Origin of the sequence: Caballeronia sp. GAFFF1 (assembly GCF_023630705.1) — a bacterium.
Lineage (GTDB): Bacteria > Pseudomonadota > Gammaproteobacteria > Burkholderiales > Burkholderiaceae > Caballeronia.
In genome coordinates, this window is the sequence record NZ_JALQEM010000037.1 from 167429 (window position 1) to 185829 (window position 18401).

Genomic DNA, 18401 nt, shown 5'->3' on the forward strand with positions numbered 1-18401 from the left:
ATAGCGGGCGCGAACGAACTGTCCGCCGCAAAAGGCGGGAAGGCTCACCCCCTTGCCTCCGACTAGAGGCGATCCACGCAATCCAACACTTCTGGAAGGCGTCGACCAATATTGAGGCGAGTACAGCTCCAGGGTGACAGGGAAGTCTGCACGCACCCCGGGGTTTTGCACGCATCTAGATCTGATCGCTGTATGACACCGGCCTTGCCTTGATGTCCCGTTTTTCCACGAGCAGAAAAACAACAATGTGATTGTGTATCGACATAACGATACGTACAATCCGATCTCAATGTGTGGGTGACGCAGGCACGCGTCGTTCGTTAACAGCGGCAAACAAGAGACAGTGATGGTTAAAGGTAAAGTAGTTCGCGCGGTGGACGTTGGCTATGGCAACACGAAATTTACGGTCGGAATGCTTGACGGCGGCCTGGACTCGATTTGTGACTTCTTTCCGTCGCTCACACCGACGGCGTTGCACATTGACTTCTCCCGCGCCATCGGGCGACAGCGGGATACGTTAAAAATCGAAATTGCAGGTGAAACGTACGAGTGTGGCAAAGATGTGCGTTTGGCGTTGGGTGGAGGCAGTCACGACCGCGTGCTTGACGAAGATTTCTGTTTGTCGAACCGGTATTTGGCGCTTGTACGGGCGGCGCTCGGGTACATGAGCCTGGATGAGATCGATTGCCTGGTGCTCGGCTTGCCATTGACGACCTACGGGGCCAAACGCCGCCTTCTTGAACAATTTATTGCGGGAGAGCACCGCTTAGGGAGCAAAACTGTGACGATTAACAAGGTCTCAGTTGTTCCTCAGCCGATGGGCGGCTTCTACGACTATGTCGTCCAAAACAATACGGCCGACGCCATCGATCACGAAATGAACCTCATCATCGATCCCGGTTACTACACCTTGGATTGGGTGGTGTCCGAGGGCAGCAGGCCGATCGATTCGCGCTCGTCGGCAGTGAACGAGCAGGGCGCGTCTACCATCCTTACGGCGGTTCGCGACGCGATTGAGGCCGACCTCAACTGCGATCCGGGCGATATCATGCGCATCGACGAATCGCTGCGTACCGGACGCGCTTTGCGCGTCCGCGGCCAGCAGGTCGAGCTCGAAAAATACCGTCCGCTGATGCGTCAAATCGCTGATTCCGCGGTGCATAAGCTCATCAGCGGCACGCGAGGCATCGTCGATATCGAGAATGTCATCCTTGTGGGCGGCGCAACTCATCTCTACCGGGACGCGGTAAAGGCTCGCTTCCCGAACCTCGAAGTGCATACGGGTGACAACCCCGTGTATGCGAACGTCCGTGGCTTTCAAATGTTGGGGGAGCAATGGCTGCGCTCGAACGGAAGCCGATGAGACTTAACGGCATGGTGCACGACGTTCTCGATGCGGGGCTATATGACGCCTTATCCGCCGTCACGCCGCGCAAACGCATGTCGGTACTGCGCCGGCTTGCCAATCTAGGTCTAATGGTGGAGCAGGGGGTAATCGTGGCTGCTGCGGCCCCTGATGTGACAGGATCGGCCACCCCCGCGACGGTCGCCGAGCCAGGCCCGGTCGTGCCGCAGCGTAGCCCTGCGCCAGCGTCGTCGCCAGGAGCTGGCAACCAGGTTACGACCATTGGCGGTCGGAATGTGCCAGATGTCGCGACAGACGCAATCGCGCAGGAAGCGCCGATGCACAAGGGTTTGTCCGCCGGGCAACGCTCCCTCATGAAACGGATGGATATGTCGATCATGAACTAATGCGGTCGACGGTCATGGGCACGAGCTGCCGGCGTATCAGCCGCTGGCGAAGGTTCTCTCATGCATCGGGCGCTGTTCCAGGCCCTTCAGTCGCGGCCACAGCAGCGATGAGGCGTCACCGGCTTCTCGCTAAAGCGAACGCCCGCTTGTCCGCTAGCCATATATGCTCTTGCGCGGTGGCGCCGTCACACGATCCGTCGTTGCTTCGCCGAAGTGATCGATTCATCCTATTCTGCACTGGCCCAGGGAAGTCCCCCGCTTACGGCTGTCGGCGCGCGGCGTGAATCCTACGCGTCGTCGGGTGACGGGCTGAGCGCGCCCGGTTAGCGCGCGGCTTCGAAGGGGCCAGCCACCATTGCGGTTTTACGGGCGCGGCTCACCGCGAGGCCGCAGGGCGGTTGAATAGCCCCGGCGAGTGCTGCGTGCACGCTTCGCTGTGAAAAGGGTGATGCATCGCCGATGCGAGATGGTCGCACGGAAGCGGGCTGCTACCGGCTTTAGACTTTAAGCAGTAAGCATGGTTTGCCGCCTGCATCACAACCCGAGCTTCTACAGCGCAACTTCAATCTCTGGATGGAACCGCGCGTGGGCCTCGACAATCGACGGACTGTGCGCGCGAAAGGAAGTAGCCGTCAGTGGTTGATCGCTGAATTGGGTCATCACGGGATGAGTAACGATCGCGACATGGTGAAACTCTTCCAGCTCCAGCAGCTTGCCGATGAGATCCGGCCGACGTGCGACAAAGTCAGACGGGCGGGACCAGTCGTATTTGTTCTCGGCCTTCTTGCCCTCGCTTGCCACCACCCACTTTTGCCAGTAGTCAGCGATCTTTCCGACGAGATCCTTGCTGATGCGCATCATGTTCAAGACATCATGATCTTTGACCGACGCAGGAGGCATGACCTTGGTGTACAACGGTCGCTGGAAACCCGCCAACAGATCGACCACAATCATTTCGAGTTGATGCGCATCGGCGTACTGACGCGCAAACATCAAGCCGTTCAAGCGTTGGTGTCCAGACAGTCCCGTTATGAATCCGGGTAGCGACTTCTGAAGCGGCGTGGTAATCGAGCGCACCTGAATCCGGTGCGGGACGCTTGTCGGCTTGAAAAACTGCACGACCGTGACGTCTATGGCCGGTCGCTTGGGCTTTACCATTGATGTCGCCTTCACTGCTCTTTGCGCCACGTTCCGCGAGTAAACGGATCAGTCACACCCTGGCGGTCAGCAACTTCTGTCGCAATCTTGCGAAGCGCATTGCGTCGCTTGTCAGCCGAATCAGTGTCGAGCCTGCTCACTGCTTCCATCAAACGCTCAACGGGCTTTCCTACGGCACCCTGGTCGCCAAGCCACCGGTATGCGGCGGCTGGCTCACGCCCGTGAGCGATCGCATACTCTTTCTTATGGGAAGGATCCTCGGGATTGAACCCAAGTGAATGCATGTCGCGACGTATGTCTACGACCCGAGCCATGGGAATCGTTTCGGGATGCTCCAAGTAGAACAGGAGAAGGATGCAAACGGCCATATCGTCGATAGGCTCGGACGGCTTTTTGTGCAATTCGGCCCATTTTTGCCGCTGCAAGCCGAGAAGTTCGCATGCGGCGCTGATCGTGAAGCCGTGCCTCGTACGCCACATTTCTAGATCGACTGGACGCACCGGTTGCAGTTTACTGGCCTTATTCATTTGCCTGCTTACGTATTGACGCATTATCGACCTGAACTCGCCGAGGGAATGCGTGGTGAACTCTCCAATCCGACTACGCCGAGCGCACCGCCTGGCGTTATTTATGTTGGCCAGCTTATCGCGGGCGACGAGGCTCAAAGGGAGAAAGACCGAAGCCCCAGGCCATTGACATAACCGCGAATTCGGCAAGCGATGCAATCATGCATTATACACAAGATGTTTTCATATCGCTAAGGCGATACGTAAGCCAGCAGTCGTAACACACTGGGTGGACGATTATTTCGCCGCCGGGACGGCACCGATCGAAACTTACAGGAAGAGGGCGATGCAGTAGACCCGCGTGACTTTTCTCACGTTTTGAAACGATGCTCGGCGACCGCTTGACGGAGGCCGTGCTGCCGAACGCTGGCCACGCCATGGCGCCTGAACAGCCAAAAGCAATGGGCGATGCAAACTCGACCTTCGCCAAGCGCTTTAACCAGCGGGCTAATTGAATCGATGCGCGACTCTCTCGCCCCGGAGGATGACATCGAGGTCAGTCCGCGCGAGCTGACAAACTCGCGTGCCAACTGATGACGTGCCCCTACCGACTCAGCAATTCGCGCCGGTGGTGTCGATGCTTCGCTTCCATAACGCCCCTCACGAACTTGACGAACCCGAAGCAGGAGCACCAAAGATATGAAATCAGCGACGTTGAGCGAGCAGTGTGCTTGGTACGGCCACCTGCCCCCTCCGAGCGTTTAGAGCGTAAGGCTCGATCTGTTCGCATCGAGCGCCGGCTGGTCTACTTCTTTCCGGCCGTCAACCAGTGTCTTTGACCACGTCGAGCAGAAAACGTCGTCGCCGTTCTGGCCATCGAGTGACATCTGCAGGTACTGAAGCTTGGGATAGAACTGCGCCATGTAGCGCCGGGCGATCGCGTCGAACACGTTCCGCTCGTCGTGTGACAACCCGAGCTCGGCATGCCCGGTCGGGATGATGGCGTGATACGCGATAACCTTGGAATCCTCCCAGCATGGGGACTGGACCTTGGGGTTGGCCCCGTTCGTGAGCTTCGTGTACATGCCCACAATGGCAGCAAGCTTTTTTGGGACCTCGGCGTGCATCGACTGCGGCAGATACCGTCAGTCGGTGCCGATATAGATGACCATCTTGCGCTTCTCGTACAGCGACCGGGCCGAATCGTGCGTCTTCTTCGCCGACATGCCGTACCGCGCCGGCATTTCCGTCTGCAGCTTTGCGAGGTTGTACGGCAACGGCGGAGCCTGTTCGCAAGTGTTTTCTTGGTAATGGTCACGATGCCCGTCAGACCCGCGTCTAGCCGCGCGACATCGCCTCGGCTGAGCGCCGGTCGATGATGCGACCTTTCTCATCAATCGCGCGGTAGTCTGCGCCCTCGATGCCGCGTTTCCAGGTGAGCACGACGCCATCCGGTAGTTTGACCTTCGGAATGTAGTACGTATTAGGCTTGAAGTCGCGGATCTCGCGTCGCGCTTGATCACGAGCGCGAGCATCTGAATCGCCTCTAATCCGTTGACAATGCCCTCGGCGAAGTAGCGGCATTCGCCCACATCTCGCAGTCGGACGAGTGCCCCCTCATCGTTATTCCTGCGAGCCGACGGCGCGAGTGCAACCCTCAGCGATGCCTTATCCAAGGCTCGAAACACGACCCGCTCGACAGGCTTGCTTCGTCCGGCAATGGTTTTACGCCCCGCCGGGTCGAACCAGGCAACCGCGATCAGCTTGTCAGCAATGTATTGGTCAATATCGCGCGCGCCGCACGCGTTGACGATAATGTCCGCCTCGCGCAGGAGGCGGCCTGCGAGCTTCCGCTGCTCGTCCTTGCCATCCGGCCGCGTCGGTGTTCGGTGGGAAAATCTCCTATAGGGGTATGAATGTCGCGCCACACGTCGACAGGGACGCCGCCGAGCGGAACCCAGTTTATGTGCGTTACCGTGTCGCTGTTCTTCAGCCGATAGGCGCCGTTGAGACGCTTGGTGATACCCAAGCATTCGGCGACGTGCTCGGCCACCGTCGAATCGTTAACGACATAACACCGCTTTTGCATACTTAGCCACTCCCCGACATACGGCCAACAAACATCGGGCGAAACGCTCACTTATGAACCACTACGGCAAGGACCTTGCTCCCCTGTCTGTCATTGTTGGGAGCGATCGGTAGTTACGCGCAAACCGTTTCTCACATCGGCTTGTCCACGGCCCGAAGCCTGTGCGAATCCGACCCGACGGCACTGCCGCACGCAAGAGGCTCGTCTAGCACAGGACATGCGCAGCATCCGGCGGTGGGCAAGTAATCGTCTGGCAGTCACTCCAAGTTCGCCCCTGCTTTCTCGATAGCCGCATCGATGGTCGCCTGCAATTCGAAAGTATCGGCCTCGATTTTCCCGACCTTTTCTTTCAGCACGGCGACGAGACTAGCGTTCGCGAGCAAATCGGCGCCGGCCGGCGCATCTGCCAACGCATCTTTCACCTTCTGCTCGAGGGCTACATCAGCATGAGCCCGCTCGTGGGTCTCTTTCAAGGCCACCGACTTGTCGGGCCGCGCCCAAGCCGGCGGCTTGCCCGCGCTGGGCTCCCAATCTTCCATGAACACCTGGGCTGCGAAGATGCCAATTTCGTGCAGCGCTTTGAGCGCCAGACCGGCATCCCGGAACGCCCTTAGCTCGCGCTGCCGCGTTGTCACGAGATCGGCCTCGCCGGCACAGGTCACGAACTCGACGTAAAAGTAGTTTCCATACGCCGCTCGCACGTTGGCCGCGCGTATCCCACCAACACGCACGGCGAGCCGTGCCTGATCTATGTCGAACGCTTCGCGCATCCCGCTCTCTCCACCGAAATGATCCATCGAAACGAAATCGCTATTGACAAACCCCATCCACGCATGATTAATATCATTACATGACGAAATATAATATTTCCAATCCCGCGTGATGTCCAGCCTCTTCCCTCCGAACAGCCATGAGCCTTGCCAAATCCGCGTTTGCGCGTGAGCGTCACCCCTCATCTTCTCCGCCACGGAGCAGAGTCACCCGCATGCCCCGTTCAGCTACCGGGGGCCCCACTGCGGCGACCGCTGGGCCGGGTTGCTCAACGACCTCTGCGGCAAGCTGCAACGCGAGACCGCCGAAAACGGATCATCCCAAGTCGTGGCACCGCAGGTGAAAGAAAAATCCGGAGCCATCTGCTTCTATGCCGCCGACCTCGCTGCCCGTCAACGAAATCTAGTCCAAGCAGCGGAAGCGGCCAGCATGACCACCTGCGAGACGTGCGGCGCACCCGGCGCGCTGATCGATGGTCTGTGGGTCAAGACGCGATGCCCGGGCCACGCGGCCGACTAAGGGCCTAGGGCACAACGGCAACACCAGGAGAACGCAATGCAAGACCGTATCAATTTTCTGAATCTCCGCGAGTTGATTGGCATCGCGAAGCGGAGGAGCCCAGATCGCGACGAAGCGCGAAAGTTGAAGCAGTGGGCCGGACTCCTGCTGGAGCACGCAAACAAACGCTTCGGCGCGCAGCTCACCCCTGGCGTACAGGCTGGACTTCGAACACTTGCCGAACGGCACCCTAACTTTTCCGAAGCGGTAGATTTCGTGTCCGCCGAGATGGCATTTGCGCGTGCCGCCGGGCATGGGCTGTCGTTCGCGCGGCTGCTGCTCGTCGGCCCAGCCGGCACCGGCAAGACCACCTTCTGCCTTGAGCTGGCAAAACTACTTGGCGTGCCGTCTCAGGTAGCCTCCGTGAATAACGTCCAGACGTCGGCGTTTCTGACCGGAACGGAACGGCATTGGTCGAATAGCGAACCCGGCGCGGTGTTCCAGTTGCTTGCCAACAGCGCGTACATTAATCCGATCCTCGTCCTTGACGAGATCGACAAAGCGCATGGGCACCACCAAGGCTACGACCCGCTCAATGGGCTGTACACATTGCTGGAGCGCCGTACGGCGGAGCGCTTCTTCGATGCCGCTCTCCCCGGAGTGCATTTTGACGCGTCACGCATCAATTGGATTGCCACCGCGAACTCGCTCGAGCCCATTCGTGCGCCGCTGCTGTCGCGCTTCAACGTCTTCCAGATTCGCCCACTTTCGGAAGATGAATTGCGCGAGGTCGTCGCACGCATGTTCGGCGAACTGCTGGAAAACAATCCGGCCGTTGCTAGGCAGATTGACGGCGCGTTACCGGACGACGTACTGGACGCCCTGTGCGAAAAGCTCGGAACCGGCCGGGACATCGACCGCATGCTGCGGGTTCTGGTCGGCCGCACGTTGCAGGCCGGTGAGTCGGCCGTGTCCATCCGTTCCATTCCGGCCCATGCCGCGAAGATGCAGGGCGAGTATGGCAGCGAGCACCGCCGCCCGATTGGATTCTATTGAGGAGCGCACCACCGTGAAGGACATTCTGGATTTGAATCTGGATGGGCTGGACGAACAGATGGCGAAGATGCGCGACCAGGTCATGGACGCGCTACTCGACGGCTATCCGGCACTCGCCCGTCTGCAATTCGCCCGCACACGCGTTGGCACGAAGGATGAATCCTTTATCGTGCTCGACGCCTTGCCCACGGTCGTCAGGAACGCGTTCACAGAGGACTTCACCTGCGCGGCGTGCCTCATTCAGACGAAGTGGACGGTTGCCTCTCACAGGGATTGGGAGAAGTGGGTCGAACAGCTGAAAACATGCACGTACCCTCCCGCCGGTGACTTTCAACAAAACGCGGAGCAGGCGCAATGATCGCCTTTCTCGACTTCGATGGCGCGCTGCACCTTTTCGCCGAACGCCATACGCAACCGTATCGGGGCATTCAAAGTCTCGAAGACGGATTAAACGACTACGCCTTCAAATGAGGATCACGTCTTGACCAAACCAAATCTTTGCGCTCTGAAGGAAGTCGCCGTGGGCTATGGAACAGCGATGACGGCCGCCGAACTGATTGGCGTTCTTCAAAGGATTCCGCAGGGCGCTCGTCTGACCGTGCATTTCTCCCAAAAAGGTATGCCTAACATGCGGGAAACCCTGCACCTGCTCGAATCGCCAAAGAACGCGACGCGACTACGCAACGCCATTGCTGAATTTCGAGAGGCGAAAGCGATCGAGGCTATGAAGAAGTTGCCACCAACCGTGTCCAGTCTTGCCGACGTTAAGCTTGACACCGAGGTGCAGGCCGTCATTTTTGATGCGTTCGGGACGCTCTGCCGGATCACAAACGTGCGCAAGCCGTTTCTGCGCCTTTTCAATCTTGGCGAAAGACGAAACTTCTGGCGCGCGAGGAAGGCCGTCATGACGAAAGCCCTCGACCTGCGTGCAGGGGCGGAGGCGTTGGGACTAACCCCGCGGTCCGAAGTGATGACTGCACTGGAAGCCGACCTCGCTGCGGAGCTTGCCAGCATCGAGCTTTACCCCGAGACCATTGACGTGCTGACCAGCTTTCGCGAGCGCGGCATCAAGATCGCAATCGCGTCAAATCTCGCCATGCCGTATGCGGCCCCGCTTCTGGCCCTGCTGCCCTTCGAGTTGGACGTCTATGCGTGGTCGTTCGAGGTTGGTCACCTGAAGCCGGATCGGCAGATCTTCGAATGGACGTGTGAACGGCTGGGCGTGCTCCCCGAAAACACCCTCATGATTGGGGACTCACTGACCTCAGATTATTACGGCGCGACGCGTGCCGGCCTACGCGCGATTCACCTCGGGCGTGACGCGGTACAAGGAATTCGAACTTGACCCGCGGCTTTGTTAAGGAATTGCGCGACCGCTAACCAAAGAACCCTTTGCTTTATGTCACGGTGGACATGGACCAGCCCGGCGGTTCTCGCCTGGCCTAGTCCCGTAAAACGTTCGCTACGATTTGCACGGCCGAGAACTGGCTCTTCAATTCGCGAAACGTGGCTTTCGCTGACTGACCGGTTCGGAGAAAGGCGTCTGTCCGGAGTGGGTCGGGTCCAGCCGGCCAACGTCGGGCGGGAGCCGGCCATCTCCGGCCGTTCATCATTCGCGATGAGCCGTCATCCAAGCGACTGCTTCATGTCCGTTTGCTGCCGTTGGGTTGGCGTCGAAAATCAATGGTGACACCCGGCGTATGCGCGGAGTTCAGTGTCGTTCCCAAAAGATCCGCATGCTGCTCCGCCCGCCGAGCTCTTGAAGGGCGGGTGGCTGGCGGCGATGTAATGGCCCGGAAGGAGGCGCTCCCGCTGATACGCCCCGGACGACCCGGATTTCGCGGCCGGACTTGCACGTTCACTGCGCAAGTGATATTCCCAAGAAACACAACGTGGCACGTGGGCGATGCGATAGGAACAACGCCGATGAGCGCTCGACGACGCATCCCGACCTTGCGACTCACCGGCATTGCGAATCAGCGGGGTGTTCTATGGGTATTGGCGCCACTCGCGACGCCTTGTCGCAGATCTTTTATCAGCGCTGCTTCTGGTTGTTCGTCGTGTTGCTCGTTCTCATCGGCGCGGTCTCGTTCGTGCCTTCGAGCGACTACGGGCGACTACTGCTGAACGGTGTCAACATGTTTCTTCTGATCGCGACGATCGCAGCAGTTGGGCGGACGACGCGGTCGTTCGTCGTCGCGGTGTTACTCGCCGTTCCCGCGGTATGGTTCCAGTATCTCGGCCTTTGGCACGATAGCGACACCGACTTGGCACGATCGTGGATGTTAAGCGCCGTCATGTATTCGATGAGCACCGCATATCTGCTCCGCTACGTTTTTCGGCCAAGAATCATGACGCAGGACAAGTTGTTCGGTGCTGCCGCTGCGTATCTCCTCATTGGTGTGCTCTGGGCGTACCTGTACGCGACCATCGGATTCTTCTACTCAAATTCGTACATGATCGTCGGACAACCGGGGCGACTGGTTTATGCCGATGCCCTGTACCTGAGCATAACCGTACTCACTAGTACTGGCTTCGGCGACATAACGCCGCTCACGCGCCAGGCACGCGGGCTATGCATGATTGAGCAGATCACCGGAGCTTTGTTCGTCGCGATACTCATCGCTCGCTTGGCGGGAGTTTATCCGCCTCGAGAAAGTTTCGTTGACGACGGGAAGCCGTAGGCGGTCAACGATGAAGCCTCGCGCGCGCCGACTGCTACTGTACATGGAAGACGGACGCGATTTGCAACATGCGCCTAAAAATGCGGGATAACGCCAGCGCCGGGCGATTAATCCGACTATGGTGCCCAGTTGTCTGCTCCGGAGACCGGTCATGCGCAAACTCATCATGGGCATCGTCGAATTCCGCGAAAACATGCTCCCGCAATATGCAGAGCAGTTCAGTAAGCTCGCTCTGGCTCAGGCACCCGATGCACTGTTCGTCACGTGCTCGGATAGCCGGGTCGTGCCGGACCTTCTTGCATCTACTCACCCAGGCTCTCTTTTTACGATGCGTAACGTCGGCAACCTAATACCACCGGCGACCGCGGAGGGTGCCTCGACTGGCGACCTTTCAGAGGCGGCGGCGATCGAGTACGCGGTGTTGGTGCTGAAAGTCGCGAATATTGTCGTGTGCGGGCATTCCGAGTGTGGTGCGATGAAAGCCGTCTGTGCACGCAATCCGAAGGTGCAGGCGCCGAATCTCGATAAATGGCTGCACCACGCTAACGCTGCGGCGTTTCGCCTGGAGCACGAAGGCCCGCTCAACGCCCAGCTAAAGCCGCACGACCAGTTGTCGCAGATCAATGTCCTCATGCAGATCGAGCACTTGATGAGCTATCCGATCGTTCGCCAGCAGGTCGCCGCTAGGGCGCTCATTCTGAGCGGTTGGTGGTTCGACATTGCGACGGGTGAGATGCATGCATATGAGCGGGAGAGTCGCTCATTCGAAGTAATCGATCGTGCGCTGGCGGAACGGCTCGCTGCACGCCTCGCCTCGCGTGCGCGGTGATGCAGAACCGCTTCGACGGCGTCCGGCAACGTGTGACATCTGACGCCAGCGACGGCTCATTGTGCTCGGTTGCGCCACCGAACGAACAGGTGCAGCAGCCACGGGATACATCGTGGCGACGGGAACCTGCAAGTGGCGGAGATTCGGTTTTGCCGCCGAGCGCGTCGACGATTGTTGCAAGAACGAACAGTCAGTTGTTCGTGGCCCGCTTGCCGCGAAGTTCCGTCGTGGCATCCTTGTCTTCTACGTAGGAGCGTGAGAAGAGCTAGGCAACTGTAAGCGCGCTCTTGCGCGCGCCGCGATGTCAAGGTATCCGTGTCACAAGACTGCAGCAGGATCATGGTTCCCCGCGGCGTTCATCAGATAACGACAATCATTCGATCCGTGCGACGGTTTGCTGCGTCAGTGCGCGAACACAGACAGTACCTCAGCGCACATCGGTCATCTGGCAATACCGGAGGGTTTCATGCGCACTCATGTTCTGCTTGCTGTGCTAGTTGCAACCGTTGTTGTGATGGGGTGCAACACCCCGCCCATCCCGCCAGGCAAGCCGGTCGATATCCCCACGGCGCTGGAGAACGTCCTCAAAGGCCTTTGCGACTTCAAGCAGACGGAGGCGAAACACGCGCGCAACTATGCCGCGACAATCGACAGCGTGACCGTGGAACTCGACCTGACCGTCGATGGCGCGCAGGAACCTCCTGTCGCAGTAGCTCCCGACATCAAATTCATTCCAACCGTCAGCTATGGGCACATTATCACGGCGAATACGGGGAGCCGGTTGATTGTCACGCTGAAAAACGTGAACGAATCTGCGATGGATTGCAGTGCCTCGGGGCCGACGAATGGAGTGAAGTAGTCACTCAGATAAAGGTGGATTGGAGGCGCGCATGTCGAAGTTGTTGATTGACATACTGATCTTTCTTGCCGCGGCACTCGTCACCGTACCGGTCATGGTCCGTCTGGGCTTCGGCGCGGTGCTCGGCTACTTGCTGGCAGGGGTGTTGATTGGTCCTTGGGCGTTGCAACTGATCACCGACGTCGACTCGATCCTGCATTTCTCCGAGTTGGGCATCGTGCTGATGATGTTCGTGATCGGCCTCGAAATGAGGGTTGACGCTTTATGGGCCATGCGCCGCACCATCTTCGGCTACGGCGCCATGCAGATGACCGTGTGTGCCGCGGCGTTGCTAGCGATCTTCATGCTCCTCGGATTGTCGTGGCGGATTGCGATGACGGGCGGACTTGCGCTCTCGCTGTCATCGACGGCAATGGTGATGTCCGAGCTTCAAGAGCGCAAGTCGATGGACACGCCGACGGGCCGCGCCGGCTTCGGGATCCTGCTCTTCCAAGACATGGCAGCCATCCCGCTCATTGCGCTGCTGCCGTTGCTCGGCCCGACCGTCCCCACCCCGGTGGCACAGCCCGGCTGGCTCACGGCCCTAAAGGCGCTCGCCATGTTGGCCGCGATTGCGCTGGCGGGCCGCTACCTGCTGCACGTCGTCTTGCAACTCATCCGGAGCACCGGCGTTCCCGAGATCTTCACGGCATTCGCGCTTTTCTGGATTATCAGCATTGCGTTGCTGATGCAAAGCGTGCATCTGTCGATGTCGCTGGGTGCGTTCGTCGCAGGCGTGCTGCTCGCCGATTCGGATTATCGCCACGAAGTCGAGGTCGACATGGCGCCGTTCAAGGGTCTGCTGCTCGGTCTGTTTTTCATTGCCGTGGGCATGTCTATGGATTTCAGCGTGTTGACGCGCGAGCCGGTGCGCGTTGCGGTGCTGGTCGTGGCGGTGGTCGGCATCAAGACGATCGCGCAATGGTTTCTGGCGAACCGGTTCGAGGTGCCGGCCTCGCAGCGCGGCTACTTTGCCATTCTGCTGTCGCAAGGCGGCGAGTTTGCGTTTGTGGTGATGGCCGCTTCGCTGACTGCGCGTGTCATCGACCAGCGTCAGGCGTCGCTGGTCACGCTGGTCGTCGCGCTCTCGATGGCCACGACGCCGCTCTTGCTGCTCGTTCAGCGCCGTCTACGCAGCGCCCATGCGCCGGCCGGAACGAGTTGATGCACGCGCCGAGCCCGAATCGATGTACGCATAAGGGCGAGCGCATCTTTTAGTGGAAGTGGGTCCCAGGCAAGCGGTTTGCCGTCCGAACAAGCGGCGGCAAGCTGCGAGGAGGCATTGAGATGCTATCGCCGATTACCGAACGCATGCTCTCCAGAGAAATGCTCGACGTCCTGATTCGTGCGGGACTCATTGCCGTTCTCGCCGTCTTTTCTTTCCGCGTGTTTGTTCCGTTCCTCGACCTGATGGTCTGGGCGTTGATTCTCGCGGTGACGCTGTATCCGCTTCAGGTGCGGCTTCGCGGTCCGCTGGCCGGCAAGGACGGCCTCATTGCCACGTTGATCGTCTTCGTCGCTTTCGTCGTCGTTCTTGTACCGACGTATCTGCTCGGCGTCGCGGTGGCCAGTTCGATCGAGCGCGGCATGGCCGTTTTCAGGAGCGGCAGCTTCATGATACCGCCGCCCGCCGAATCGGTGGCCACATGGCCGCTCGTGGGGCAGCGGGTATTCGACTTCTGGACGCAGGCTTCGACGGATCTGTCCGGTCTCGCGACGAAGTTCGCGCCTCAGCTCAAGCAAGCCGGCCTCGCGGTGCTCGGCACGGTCACCGGACTGGGCGCCGGGCTGCTCGTCTTCTTTGTGGCGCTGATCGTCGCGGGCATCTTCATGGCGCACGGCGAAGAAGGTCATCAGAGCGCGATACGGATCGCCTCCCGTATTTCCGGCCCGGACAACGGCCGGGAGATCGCGGAACTTTGCACGGCCACGATTCGGGCCGTGGCGCAAGGCGTCGTCGGTATCGCGTTCATCCAGATGCTGCTGATCGGCATCGCGTTCGTCGTCATGGGCATCCCCGGCGCGGGTCTGCTCGCGCTCGCCGTGCTGCTGATCGGAATCATGCAGCTGCCCGCGACGTTGATTACGGTTCCCGTCATCATTTTCGTGATTGTCACGAGCGGCGTCAGTACCGGAACGATCGTGTTCTCCGTCTATGTTTTCGTCGCCGGCCTCGCGGATAACGTGCTCAAGCCGCTGTTGCTCGGACGTGGCGTTGCCGTGCCGATGCCCGTGGTGCTGATCGGCGCGCTCGGCGGCATGGTGACGGGCGGGGTGATCGGCCTGTTCATCGGTCCCGTGATGCTCGCGGTGGCTTACAAGCTGTTTTGGCGTTGGGTGAATGACCAGCCGGGCCCGGATACGCTGACAGAGCGGAACCGGTCCTGAAGGCTGCAGCGCGGACGAGGCCATGTCACCTTCAATGTCCCCATGCGGGATGCCACGTCTGCGCCTGGCGGGCTGCGTCGTCGCGTGCATTGCGGGGTGCATGAGCGGCTGCATGCACGTGGGCCCCGACTTTCACCCGCAACAAGAGGAATGGAGCGGGCGCTGGAGCAGCGCGACGCTCGGGACGGTCACGCAACAGGCAGCGCAGCCCGATATCCGCGAATGGTGGACGATCTTCGGCGACGAGACCATCGGGCATCTCATCGCACTGGCGGATGCGGGCAATGGCGATCTGAAGATCGCGGGTCTGCGCGTGATCGAAGCGCGCGCGCAACTCGGCATCGCGCTCGCGGGACGCTATCCTCAGGTACAGCAGGCGAGTGCCGAGGTGCTCGCCTCGGCGCGCAAGCGGTCGGACGGGTTCAATACGCGCTCGGGCGTCTATCTGCAGTATGGCGCGGGCTTCGTCGTCGGATGGGAACTCGACTTCTGGGGGCGTTTCGCCCGCGCGATCGAGTCGGCCGACGCGGCGTTCTTTGCCGCGCAGGCGAACCGCGAAGCCGCTCTCGTCCTGTTGCACGCGCAGGTCGCCGATACCTATTTCACGCTGCGCACCGCCGAAGCGCGCCTGCGCATTGCGCGCGAGAACGGGCAGTTGCAGCGGCGCAGCTACGACATCGCGCAGAAGCTCTTCAAAGCCGGCGAGACGGATGAGCTGGACCTCCAGCAGGCGAAGACGCAATATCTGGGCACACTGAGCAGCATCCCTGATCTCGAGAGCCAGATCGTCCTCGCGCGCCACGCGCTGTCGATGCTGCTGGGACGTCCGCCCGGACCGCTGCCGGAACTCGATGCGTCGTCCGGCAAGGAAGGCGTGATTCCGCTCGTGGACCGCGCCGTGCTGCAGGACGTGCCCGCCGAACTTCTGTTGCGTCGCCCGGACGTCCGTGCCGCCGAGTATCAGATGGCGGCTCAGTCGGCGCTCATCGGCGTCGCGAAAGCCGATTTGTATCCATCGGTGTCGTTGCTCGGCACGCTCGTCTGGAGCGCGAGCTCGCTCACGGGATCGCCGAATACGCTGGCTGTCGCGGCCGGCCCGAGCGTCGTCTGGAACGTGTTCGATCACGGCAGGATCACGAACAACGTGCGCGTCCAGGACGCCCGCTTGCAGCAGTTGACGGTCACATACCAGAACACGGTGCGCGAAGCCGCGCGCGAAGCCGACGATGCCGCGACCGCGCTCCTCGCCGCGTTGCGGCGCGACAGCATCCTGAACGACGCACAAGGCGCGGCGCGGCGTTCGCTTACACTCGCCAATACCGTCTACCGTGAAGGGTATTCGGACTTCCAGCGCGTGCTCGATGCACAGCGTGCGCTCTTCGCACAGCAGGACGCGTATGTCGTCAACCGGCGCAACGCGGCGGGCAGCCTGATCGCGCTTTACAAGGCGCTGGGCGGCGGCTGGATCACGCGGCAGCCGCTCGTCGATGCCGCGACGCGCCAACAGATGCAGCGACGCACCGACTGGGGCGACTTGCTGAACGAGGTGGACGGCACGTCTGAAGGAGCGTCGCGATGAGCGAAACGTCCGAGCCGACCCGGGCCGCGCCGGCGCAGACGCCGTCGCAAGCGCCGCCGCTGGCGCCGGCCGCCGATCCGTCGGGCAGTGCGGTGAAGTGGGTCGTCGCGCTGATCGTACTGAGCCTGATCTGGTATCTGCTCGCCGACCGCTTCACGCCCTACACGCACCAGGCGCGCGTGCAGGCGTATGTCGTGCCTGTCGCGGCCGAAGTCTCGGGCCGCGTGACGCGCGTGCTGGTCCGTGACAACCAGGAGGTCAACGCGGGCGACGTCCTGTTCGAGATCGACACCGAGCAATATCGCATCGCCGCCGACCGGGCGCGCTCGGAGCTCGAAACCATGCGCCGCCAGATCGGCGCGGGCACGGCCGGAATCGATTCGGCGCGCGCATCGTTGCGTGCGGCGGTCGCGAACGAGGTCAAGGCGCGGCAGGACAGCGAGCGGCTCGAAAGGCTCTATCGCGAGGACGAGGGCACGATCTCGCTGCGGCGGCTCGAAGTCGCGCGTGCCACCTACGAGCAGGCGCAAAGTCAGGTCGCGGCGGCGCGTGCCGAAGTCGAGCGCGCACGGGAGCAGCAAGGCGGCGTCGAAGCGGAGAACGCGCAGTTGCGCAGCGCCGCGGCCGCGGTCGAGAAGGCGGAGCTCGATTTGACCAACACGCGCATCACGGCGCGCACGGGCGGCGTCATCACGGATCTCGGCACCGAAGTCGGCCAGTTCGCGGCGGCGGGCAAGCCCGTCATGACGCTGATCGCAATCCGCGACGTCTGGATCAGCGCGGACATGACCGAAAACAATCTGGGCCATCTGAGACCAGGCACCCGCGTCGCCATTGCGCTGGATGCGCTGCCCGGTGACGTCTTCGAAGGGCGAGTGCGCAGCATCGGCTATGGCGTGAGCGTGGGACAGGACGCGCCGCCCGGCAGCCTGCCGACGGTGCAGAACAGCCGCGACTGGCTGCGTCCCGCACAACGCTTCCCGGTAATCGTCGAGTTCGATCCGGGCGAGCGCGCGCGTCTTTCCAATATCCGTGTGGGCGGACAGGCCGAGGTCATGGCGTTTCCGAGTCAGCGCAATCCCCTCAATCCGCTCGGCCGCGCTTTCTTGCGTGCGATGAGCTGGATCTCCTACATCTACTGATGACGGCCATGCAAACCGGCCTCCGGCTGCGCGGCCGACGCACGCTGCGCATGGCGACCGGCACGGCGCTGTGTCTCGCGATCAGCTTCGCGCTGGATCTGCCGATTCCCGTGATCGCGCCAGTGTTCGCCGTCTTTCTGCTCGCCACGCAAACCCGGCCGATGCCGCTCAAGGCAGGCGTGATGCTGAGTCTCGTCGTGATGCTCACTACGGGCAGCGGCCTTTTACTGGTCCCGCTGCTCAGGCATTACGCGATCGCCGGCGTGTTGCTCGTCGGCCTGCTGCTGTTTCTCGCGTTCCGCTACGGCTTGAGCGGTGGCAACAATCTCGTCGCGACCTTCCTCGTGGCCGGACTCACGATGATTTCCGCCGCGGGCACGGCCGACTTTCAGGTGGCTACGACTGTGGTCGGCGCGTTGGTGAAGGGGCTCCTACTCGCCGTGCTGGTTTCGGCGCTCGTGCACGCGCTGTTTCCCAATACGGCGGACGCGCGCCCGCAGCGTGCCGCGCAGGCCATGCCTGCCGACCGGGCGGCGATGTTCGCGCTGCGTGCCGCGCTCGTGGTCATGCCGGCATATCTGCTCGCGATGACCGACCCGGCGAGCTATATGCCGGTCATCATGAAGTCCGTCAGCCTCGGCCAACAGAGTTGCACGGCGACGGCCCGTAACGCGGCGCGCGAGCTCGTCGGCTCGACGCTCTTCGGCGGCCTGCTCGCAATCGCGTTCTGGTTCGCGCTCAAGCTCTCCGTGAACCTGTGGATGTTTTTCCTGTGGATGCTGCTCTTCGGCCTGCTCGTCGGGTGCAGGCTTTACCGCATCGCTTCGACCCGGTACTCGCCAGGCTTTTGGACCAGCAGTCTCGTCACGATGATCATCCTGCTGGGCCAGTCGGTGCAGGACAGCGTGGCTGGAAAGGACGTCTACACCGCGTTTGCCGTGCGCATGGGGCTTTTTCTCGCGGTCACGCTCTATGCGTACCTGATGTTGATGCTGTTCGATCGATAAAGGAAAGAAGTCATCTTGGACCTTGCCGCGATCGCGCTATCGGG

Annotated in this window: 19 protein-coding genes; 14 read left to right on the top strand and 5 right to left on the bottom strand. The window is 61.0% G+C overall.

From position 1 onward, the window contains the following. Positions 1-346 precede the first annotated feature (346 nt). On the top strand, positions 347-1363 hold the full coding sequence (locus NCR37_RS22920; protein WP_250475099.1) for a PRTRC system protein D: 1017 nt from the start codon (positions 347-349) through the stop codon (positions 1361-1363). Then, on the top strand, positions 1360-1752 hold the full coding sequence (locus NCR37_RS22925) for a hypothetical protein (RefSeq protein ID WP_250475100.1): 393 nt from the start codon (positions 1360-1362) through the stop codon (positions 1750-1752). Before NCR37_RS22920 ends, NCR37_RS22925 begins: the two co-directional genes overlap by 4 nt. Before the next feature lie 549 nt (positions 1753-2301). Here the strand turns inward: NCR37_RS22925 and NCR37_RS22930 are convergent. The 5 genes from NCR37_RS22930 to NCR37_RS22945 all read right to left on the bottom strand — a co-directional run bounded on the left by NCR37_RS22930 (position 2302) and on the right by NCR37_RS22945 (position 6302). Further along, entirely contained in the window at positions 2302-2910 is a 609-nt protein-coding gene (locus NCR37_RS22930; protein ID WP_250475101.1) for a hypothetical protein, read from the bottom strand. An 11-nt stretch (positions 2911-2921) separates the two neighbouring features. After that, positions 2922-3437, bottom strand: coding sequence for a hypothetical protein (locus NCR37_RS22935; protein ID WP_250475102.1), 516 nt, complete (start codon positions 3435-3437; stop codon positions 2922-2924). A gap of 740 nt (positions 3438-4177) precedes the next feature. After that, positions 4178-4555, bottom strand: a complete 378-nt coding sequence (locus NCR37_RS22940; RefSeq protein WP_502800579.1) for a DNA topoisomerase — start codon at positions 4553-4555, stop codon at positions 4178-4180. 6 nt (positions 4556-4561) lie between these two features. Continuing rightward, positions 4562-4693 carry a hypothetical protein gene (locus NCR37_RS28735; protein ID WP_284506984.1) on the bottom strand — a complete coding sequence of 44 codons (132 nt, stop codon included), beginning with the start codon at positions 4691-4693 and terminating at the stop codon, positions 4562-4564. 1069 nt (positions 4694-5762) lie between these two features. Beyond that, a complete protein-coding gene (locus NCR37_RS22945) occupies positions 5763-6302 on the bottom strand; it encodes a hypothetical protein (protein WP_250475104.1) in 540 nt (179 codons plus the stop codon). Positions 6303-6540: 238 nt separating this feature from the next. Between NCR37_RS22945 and NCR37_RS22950 the strand changes: the two genes are divergently transcribed. From NCR37_RS22950 to NCR37_RS23005, 12 genes are all read left to right on the top strand, one after another. Further along, entirely contained in the window at positions 6541-6795 is a 255-nt protein-coding gene (locus NCR37_RS22950) for a hypothetical protein (protein ID WP_250475105.1), read from the top strand. 36 nt (positions 6796-6831) lie between these two features. Continuing rightward, complete coding sequence (locus tag NCR37_RS22955) at positions 6832-7830, top strand: AAA family ATPase (protein ID WP_250475106.1); 999 nt, start codon at positions 6832-6834, stop codon at positions 7828-7830. A 13-nt stretch (positions 7831-7843) separates the two neighbouring features. After that, complete coding sequence (locus NCR37_RS22960; RefSeq protein ID WP_250475107.1) at positions 7844-8188, top strand: hypothetical protein; 345 nt, start codon at positions 7844-7846, stop codon at positions 8186-8188. A 123-nt stretch (positions 8189-8311) separates the two neighbouring features. Continuing rightward, complete coding sequence (locus NCR37_RS22965) at positions 8312-9175, top strand: HAD-IA family hydrolase (protein ID WP_250475108.1); 864 nt, start codon at positions 8312-8314, stop codon at positions 9173-9175. 646 nt (positions 9176-9821) lie between these two features. After that, a complete protein-coding gene (locus tag NCR37_RS22970; protein WP_250475109.1) occupies positions 9822-10514 on the top strand; it encodes a potassium channel family protein in 693 nt (230 codons plus the stop codon). Positions 10515-10665: 151 nt separating this feature from the next. After that, complete coding sequence (locus NCR37_RS22975) at positions 10666-11343, top strand: carbonic anhydrase (protein ID WP_250475110.1); 678 nt, start codon at positions 10666-10668, stop codon at positions 11341-11343. 466 nt (positions 11344-11809) lie between these two features. Beyond that, complete coding sequence (locus NCR37_RS22980) at positions 11810-12202, top strand: hypothetical protein (RefSeq protein WP_250475111.1); 393 nt, start codon at positions 11810-11812, stop codon at positions 12200-12202. Positions 12203-12233: 31 nt separating this feature from the next. Then, positions 12234-13406 (top strand): monovalent cation:proton antiporter-2 (CPA2) family protein, encoded by a 1173-nt coding sequence (locus NCR37_RS22985; RefSeq protein WP_250475112.1) that lies wholly within the window; start codon positions 12234-12236, stop codon positions 13404-13406. Positions 13407-13528: 122 nt separating this feature from the next. Beyond that, a complete protein-coding gene (locus NCR37_RS22990) occupies positions 13529-14629 on the top strand; it encodes an AI-2E family transporter (protein ID WP_250475113.1) in 1101 nt (366 codons plus the stop codon). A gap of 49 nt (positions 14630-14678) precedes the next feature. Then, positions 14679-16208, top strand: a complete 1530-nt coding sequence (locus NCR37_RS22995; protein WP_250475114.1) for an efflux transporter outer membrane subunit — start codon at positions 14679-14681, stop codon at positions 16206-16208. Then, entirely contained in the window at positions 16205-17350 is a 1146-nt protein-coding gene (locus tag NCR37_RS23000; RefSeq protein ID WP_250475115.1) for an HlyD family secretion protein, read from the top strand. Before NCR37_RS22995 ends, NCR37_RS23000 begins: the two co-directional genes overlap by 4 nt. 8 nt (positions 17351-17358) lie before the next feature. Next, on the top strand, positions 17359-18357 hold the full coding sequence (locus NCR37_RS23005; protein WP_250475116.1) for a DUF2955 domain-containing protein: 999 nt from the start codon (positions 17359-17361) through the stop codon (positions 18355-18357). The last annotated feature ends 44 nt before the right edge of the window (positions 18358-18401 follow it).